A 6,594-nucleotide genomic window follows, 5' to 3' on the forward strand; every position below is an offset into this window, starting at 1 on the left:
CTCACGTTCACCATGGCTCTCGTGGTCACGGTGGCCGGCACGTTCACCGTGGCTCTCGCGGTCACAGTGGCTTGGCCCGCACGTTCACCATGGCTCTCACCGTCACAGTGGCCCACAGTCGCGGCCGCGGCGGAGTTCCCCGGGCCGGAACGCGGGCGGAACCTCCCGTTCGGGTGAGGGAGTTGTCCACAAACCGTCGGTGATCCACCGGCCCCGGCGGACTTCGCCGCGACACCTCATCGTGGGATCGCAAGCCGATCCCTCGTCGCAGGTGGTGGTCCCCATGGCACAGCTCTCTCCCCTCGTCCGCCCGCCCGGCGCGGACGCGCCTCCGACCTGCGAGGTGCCGCACTTCGCTCCCGTCCGTGTGCGCGGCGGACGGTATCGGCTGCGGCGCCTCGCCCGGCACAGGAGGCGGGCGGTCGCCGCCGGTCTGGCGATGACCGCGGCCGGGCTCGTGGCGGCAGGCCCGGGTGATACCGGAAGGGCGCGAGGACATCCGGCGACCGCGCCCCCTGCCGGGTCCGCCACCGCCACCGCTTCCGCACGCGGACAGCGGGCGGTCGAGACGGTGACGGCGCCGGTCCGGATCGCCGACGGCGCCACGGTGGGCCTGCTGCGTCCCGGCGACCGGGTGGACGTGGTCGCGGCCGACAGCGGCGGCGCGGCGCGGGTGGTCGCGACCTGGGCGCGGGTCACCGAGATCCCGGACGTCGGCGCCACCGGCACCGGGGCGCTGGTCGTCCTCTCCGTCCCCCGCGCGACGGCCGCTCGGCTGGCCGGCGCCGGCGCCACGTCACGGCTGGCGGTGACCCTGCGATGAGTGACGAAACCGTGTCAAGTCTCTCGTTGGAGCGACCCAATTGGACAGGCCCGGCAGGCCCTGCCGTAGGTTGCGGAGCTGTTTGTTCCACAACCTGTGCAGAGGGGCCCCCTGGTGAGCGACAAGAAGCAGCCCGGCGTCTGGGAGGGCTTCAAGGCCTTCCTGATGCGCGGCAACGTCATCGACCTGGCCGTCGCCGTGGTCATCGGCGCGGCCTTCACCAACATCGTCAACTCCGTGGTGAAGGGCATCATCAACCCGCTGGTCGGTGCTGTCGGCACGAAGAACCTCGACAGCTACAGCTCCTGTCTGAAGGACCCGTGCAAGGGCACCGGGGAGACCGCCAGGGGCATCCGCCTCATGTGGGGCTCGGTACTGGGCGCCACGCTCAGCTTCGTGATCACCGCGGCCGTCGTGTACTTCCTGATGGTTCTGCCGATGGCCAAGTTCCTGGCCCGGCAGGCGGCCCGCCAGAAGGCGAAGGAAGACACGCAGGAGATCATCGAGGTGTCGGAGCTGGAGGTGCTGAAGGAGATCCGCGACGCGATGGTCGCGCAGCGCGGTCCGGGACCCCGCGAGCACTGACGGCAGATCCCTGGACCCACGCCCGGAGTACCGAAGGGCGCGGAAGCCCGGAGCGCGGGGGCAGGGAGATCAGGGGCCGGGCTCAGAGGTGGTGGGGCGGCTTCTCGTCGAGGAAGCGCTTCAGGTCGGCGGCACTGTCGCCCGTGGTGTCGGCCCGCTCGCCCCACCCACGGTCCGTATCGTCCGAGGACTGCCGGCTCAACGGATCGTCGAAGACCAGTGCCGACTTCGGATCACGCGGTTCGGGGGCGGGGGCGGGACTCATGCCCCAAGAGTACGCCGCGGGGGTGGCGGCCCACCCCGGCCCGCCCGGGCCCCCCGGCACCGTGACGGACGGGCGACCACCACGATCCGGTGAGGGGCACGGCTCCCCGATCACGGGCCGGAGGCCCTCCGGCCCGGCCGATCCGGATCCCCGTGACAGGTCTGACCTGGCATCCGGCCCGGATTTCGGCACCGAACACGCTTGTGAACGCATTCACAAGAATTTCCGGGACTTTTCTGCTGTGCTTGGCCGTATGACGTCCAGATCCACTCCGGAGTCCGCCGCGACACCACGGCCCGCGGGCCGTCGACCGCTGCGCAGAATGACCGCACGCGGCCGCGACGAGGAACACCGGGTCGCGTCGCCGCTGGAGCTCCTCTTCGACCTGTGTTTCGTGGTGGCCATCGCCCAGGCGGGCGCCCAGCTGGTGCACGCCGTGGCGGAGGGGCACGCGGGTGAGGGCATCCTCGACTACGCGATGATCTTCTTCGCCATCTGGTGGGCGTGGATGAACTTCAGCTGGTTCGCGTCGGCGTACGACAACGACGACGTGCTCTACCGGGTCGTCACCCTGGTGCAGATCGCCGGCGTCCTGGTACTGGCGGCCGGGGTGTCGCGGGCGTTCGGGAGCCACGACTTCCTGGCCGTCTGGCTCGGCTACGCGATCATGCGGTTCGCGATGATCGCCCAGTGGCTGCGGGTGGCGCGGTCCACCGAGGGCGCCGAGAGAACCATGGCGCTGCGGTACGCGGGTGGCGTGCTCCTGTGCCAGGTCGGATGGCTCGGTCTGCTCATCGCGCCGGAGCCGGGCCGTCCGTGGGTGTTCCTGGTCGTGGCGATCGCGGAGCTGTGCGTCCCGGTGTTCGCGGAGAAGGCCTTCACCACGTCCTGGCATCCGCGCCACATCTCCGAGCGGTACGGACTGTTCACGATCATCGTGCTGGGCGAGACGATCGCCGCGGCCACCGTCGCGGTGAAGTCGGCCGTGGACGAGCACGACGCCCTGGGCGAGCTGCTGCCCATCGCCGCGGGCGGGCTGCTGATCGTGTTCTCCGCCTGGTGGATCTACTTCGTGGTGCCGATCCACGGGCATCTGCGGTCCAACAGACAGGCCTTCCTGTGGGGTTACGGCCACTATCTGATCTTCGCTTCGGCGGCCGCGATCGGCGCGGGCCTGGAGGTCGCGGTGGAGCAGACGGTCGGCAAGGCGCACATCTCCACGCTCTCGGCGTCCGCCGCGGTGACGCTGCCGACCGCGCTGTACTTCCTCGCCGTCTGGGCGCTGCACTCCCGCTACTTCAAGATCGGCATCGCCCAGCAGCTCGTGCTGCCGACCACGGCGCTGCTCGTGATCCTGTGCACCTTCCTCGGCGACTGGGCGGTCCTCGCCTCGGGCATCGTCTCGGCACTGGCCGTGGCGGTCGGGGTGGTGATGACGACGCGGATGGTCGGGCGGGAAGCGGCGGGGAACGCGGCCGGGGGCGTATAGGAGGGGGAAGGCGCCGGGGCGTATAGGGGGAAGGCGCTGTTGCGGCCTGCGGCCGGGGAACACTGGGGCCATGACAGTTGACGCTCTGACGGATGTCGCCGGGCTGCGGGTGGGACACGCGACGCGGACCGGCGACGGTTGGCTCACGGGCACGACGGTGGTGCTCGCCCCCGAAGGAGGTGCGATCGCCGCGGTGGACGTGCGCGGCGGCGGGCCCGGCACCAAGGAGACGGACGCGCTCGATCCGCGCAACCTCGTGCAGAGGGTCGAGGCGGTCGTGCTGACCGGCGGCAGCGCGTACGGGCTGGACTCGGCGTCGGGCGTGATGGCGTGGCTGGAGGAGCGGGGACGCGGGGTGCGCGTGGGGCCCGACCCCGCGCATGTCGTGCCCGTCGTGCCCGCCGCCTGTGTCTTCGATCTCGGACGCGGCGGCGACTTCCGGTCCCGGCCGGACGCTTCCACCGGGCGGGCCGCGGTCGAGGCGGCCGACGCGAGTGCGCTGCGCGCGCCGGTGCACGAGGGAGGCGTCGGCGCGGGCACCGGGGCGGTGGTCGGGCAGATCAAGGGCGGGGTCGGGACGGCGAGCGCCGTGCTGGAGTCGGGCATCACGGTGGCCGCGCTGGTGGTGGCCAACGCGGCGGGGTCGGTGGTGGAACCGGAAACGGGGGCGCTGTACGGGGAATTGACGCGAGGGCGAACGGCGCATCCGTCCGCCCCGGTCCGCAAGGCCGCCCGGCGGAGGCTCGCGGAGGCCGCCGCGAAGAACGCGCCGCCGCCGTTGAACACCACGCTCGCCGTCGTCGCCACCGATGCCGATCTGACGCGGGCCCAGGCACAGAAGCTCGCGGGCACCGCGCACGACGGGATCGCGCGCGCCGTGCGGCCGGTGCATCTGCTGAACGACGGGGACACGGTGTTCGCGCTGGCCACGGGTGCTCTGCCGCTCGCCGCCGAGGACCCGCTCGCGCTCAACGAGATCCTCGCGGCGGGCGCGGACCTGGTGACGCGGGCGATCGTGCGCGCGGTGCGTGCCGCGGAGCCGGTGGACGGGCCGGGCGGGGTGTGGCCGTCGTACGAGGAGCTGTACCGGTAGTCGGGAGATTGTCCCGGTCCTGTCACGTGATGGTGCTCAGCACGAGCCGACGGGAACCTGTCGCGTCGCCGCTCGCTCTCTCTCCACGTACTCGAGCGGATCACACATGACGAGACCTGGGAGCAGCCGTGACAACGCCGGACAGGACAGCGCGTGCACTGGGGGCCTGTGCCGCCCTGATGGTCGGCGCCCTCACCCTCACCGCCTGCGGAGGCGACGCCAGCGCCGACAGCGCGAGCGGCAAGGACGGAAAGAACGCGAGCCGGACGTCCACGGCGAAGATCGCCATCTCGGCGAAGGACGGCTCGACGAGCGCGTCCATCAACGCGACCGGGGTGAGGGTCAGCGACGGCAGGCTGACCGGCGTGAAGATGACGGTGTCCGGGAGCGGGACGGCCGTGCCCGGGGCGATATCCGCGAACGGCCACTCCTGGAAGCCGAAGGAGCAGCTGGAGCGCGGGACGAAGTACCAGATCTCCGCCATGGCGAAGGACGCGGACGGCCGGACCGCGGCGGCCAATTCGATCTTCACCACGGTCTCTTCGAGCAACAGCTTCATCGGCACGTATACGCCGGACAACGGCTCCACCGTCGGTGTCGGCATGCCGGTGTCGTTCACCTTCGACAAGGCGATCGGCGACAGGAAGACCGTGCAGTCGCACATCACGGTCACCTCCAGCAGCGGGCAGCGGGTCGTGGGCCACTGGTTCGGGGCGCAGCGCCTCGACTTCCGGCCCGAGGAGTACTGGAAGGCCGGCTCCAAGGTCACGATGAAAATCGCCCTGGACGGCGTCGAGGGCGCGAACGGCGTGTACGGCGTACAGAAGAAGAAGGTCACGTTCACCGTCGGCCGCTCCCAGGTCTCCACGGTCGACGTCGGCACGCAGACCATGACGGTCGTGCGTGACGGCAAGCCCCTCAAGAGTGTCCCGATCTCGGCGGGCACCCCCGAGCACACCACGTACAACGGACAGATGGTGATCTCGGAGAAGTTCGTCCAGACCCGGATGAACGGCTCCACGGTCGGATTCGGCGGCGAGTACGACATCGCCGACGTGCCGCACGCGATGCGGCTGACGTCCTCGGGGACGTTCATCCACGGCAACTACTGGTACAACCGCGGGAATCCGCCGTTCGGCCGGCAGGGCACCAGCCACGGCTGTGTGGGCCTCGCCGACGTACAGGGCGCGCAGGGCGACACGACCGCCAAGTGGTTCTACGACAACTCGCTCGTCGGGGACGTCGTGACCGTCAAGAACTCGCCCGACAAGACCGTCTCTCCGGACAACGGACTCAACGGCTGGAACATGTCGTGGAGCGCGTGGACCGCGGGAAGTGCCGTCTGACGAGGGCCTTTTGACGCCCGGGCGGGCCGCGTGGGAACTTGCCGCGCGGCCCGCCCGTTTTCCGTCCGTACGTTTTCTCGGTTCGCGGACATGATGTCCGACCGAGGGGCTACGGTATGCACCCACAAGGTGACATGCAGCAACGCCGGGAGAAACCTTGAGCGTTCCGTACGAGACAGCAGCGTACGAACCACCCGAGTCGCCCGAGTCTCCGGAGGAGCATCTCGCGCGACTTCTGGGCCGCACCCTGAACTCGTTCGAGCTGCCCGACGAGACGATACGGCGACTCGACTGCGCGCTGGCGCACGACAGCTCGCTGCACTCCGCGCACCACAGCGCGGGACTGCACCGGGAGACGTACCGGCACACGTGGCTGCTCGCCGACGGCTCCGCCGTCACGCTGTGGGAGCTCGTGCACAACACGGCGCCGGGCCGCGAAGCACAGCACGAGGTCTACGTCGACGAGGAGGAGCTGCGCGCCGCCACGGCCAGACTCCCCCTGCCGCCGGACGCGCCGGACTTCGAACTGCCCGTGTTCGTGCAGTTGTCGGCGATCCCCGAGCCGCGTCACACCTACGTGCCCGACGACTCCGCCGATCACGCGCGTCGGCTCCTGCGGCGCGCGGAGAATCCGGACCGGCCGGGCGCCGACCTCACGACGCTCCTGCTCCGGGAGGCGTTCGCGCACCAGATCACCCAGGCCTTCGGCCGCCCCTGCCGGGCCGGCCAGGCGGGCCTGTGCTTCTCGCTCTACGAACACGCGTTCCTGCTGCGCGACGGGCAGGAGATCTCCCTGTGGGAGGTCGAGCACACGGCGACGCCGGACCGGCGGCACATGTGCGAGGTGTACGCGTCGGAGGACGCGGCGCGCGACGCGATGGAACGGCGCGCGACGCGCCAGGGCTGACGTCCAACCGGGCCCCAGCGCGACCACGCTGAGCACTGCCCCGCGGCGGGCGAGCCCTGCCCGGCGCGGGGCGAGCCCTGCCCGGG

General features: G+C 70.9%; 7 protein-coding genes. 6 read left to right on the forward strand and 1 reads right to left on the reverse strand.

Annotated elements, in window-relative coordinates; genetic code table 11:
* Nucleotides 1–283 precede the first annotated feature (283 nt).
* Together ACFWBT_RS26010 and mscL are read left to right on the forward strand one after the other, a co-directional pair.
* Nucleotides 284–823: a hypothetical protein gene (locus tag ACFWBT_RS26010; protein ID WP_385704599.1), complete on the forward strand. Its 540-nt coding sequence runs from the start codon at nucleotides 284–286 to the stop codon at nucleotides 821–823.
* 114 nt (nucleotides 824–937) lie between these two features.
* On the forward strand, nucleotides 938–1,408 hold the full coding sequence (gene mscL, locus ACFWBT_RS26015) for a large conductance mechanosensitive channel protein MscL (RefSeq protein WP_385704602.1): 471 nt from the start codon (nucleotides 938–940) through the stop codon (nucleotides 1,406–1,408).
* An 82-nt stretch (nucleotides 1,409–1,490) separates the two neighbouring features.
* Here the strand turns inward: mscL and ACFWBT_RS26020 are convergent, their stop codons facing one another.
* On the reverse strand, nucleotides 1,491–1,673 hold the full coding sequence (locus ACFWBT_RS26020) for a hypothetical protein (protein WP_385704605.1): 183 nt from the start codon (nucleotides 1,671–1,673) through the stop codon (nucleotides 1,491–1,493).
* Nucleotides 1,674–1,926: 253 nt separating this feature from the next.
* Between ACFWBT_RS26020 and ACFWBT_RS26025 the strand changes: the two genes are divergently transcribed.
* From ACFWBT_RS26025 to ACFWBT_RS26040, 4 genes are all read left to right on the forward strand, one after another.
* On the forward strand, nucleotides 1,927–3,162 hold the full coding sequence (locus ACFWBT_RS26025; protein ID WP_385704608.1) for a low temperature requirement protein A: 1,236 nt from the start codon (nucleotides 1,927–1,929) through the stop codon (nucleotides 3,160–3,162).
* 70 nt (nucleotides 3,163–3,232) lie between these two features.
* The gene (locus ACFWBT_RS26030) at nucleotides 3,233–4,255 is read left to right on the forward strand and encodes a P1 family peptidase (RefSeq protein ID WP_385704610.1); all 1,023 of its coding nucleotides are present in this window, start codon (nucleotides 3,233–3,235) and stop codon (nucleotides 4,253–4,255) included.
* A 128-nt stretch (nucleotides 4,256–4,383) separates the two neighbouring features.
* Nucleotides 4,384–5,601: an Ig-like domain-containing protein gene (locus ACFWBT_RS26035; protein ID WP_385704613.1), complete on the forward strand. Its 1,218-nt coding sequence runs from the start codon at nucleotides 4,384–4,386 to the stop codon at nucleotides 5,599–5,601.
* 157 nt (nucleotides 5,602–5,758) lie between these two features.
* Nucleotides 5,759–6,508 carry a DUF6227 family protein gene (locus ACFWBT_RS26040; RefSeq protein WP_385704614.1) on the forward strand — a complete coding sequence of 250 codons (750 nt, stop codon included), beginning with the start codon at nucleotides 5,759–5,761 and terminating at the stop codon, nucleotides 6,506–6,508.
* The last annotated feature ends 86 nt before the right edge of the window (nucleotides 6,509–6,594 follow it).

The organism is Streptomyces sp. NPDC060027 (genome assembly GCF_042737005.1).
GTDB lineage: Bacteria > Actinomycetota > Actinomycetes > Streptomycetales > Streptomycetaceae > Streptomyces.

What these genes read in the sequence shown, in the direction of transcription:
- ACFWBT_RS26010 (WP_385704599.1), top strand. Translation starts at nt 284, where the DNA reads ATGGCACAGCTCTCTCCCCTCGTCCGCCCGCCCGGCGCGGACGCGCCT.
- ACFWBT_RS26020 (WP_385704605.1), bottom strand. Translation starts at nt 1,673, where the DNA reads ATGAGTCCCGCCCCCGCCCCCGAACCGCGTGATCCGAAGTCGGCACTG.
- ACFWBT_RS26025 (WP_385704608.1), top strand. Translation starts at nt 1,927, where the DNA reads ATGACGTCCAGATCCACTCCGGAGTCCGCCGCGACACCACGGCCCGCG.
- ACFWBT_RS26030 (WP_385704610.1), top strand. Translation starts at nt 3,233, where the DNA reads ATGACAGTTGACGCTCTGACGGATGTCGCCGGGCTGCGGGTGGGACAC.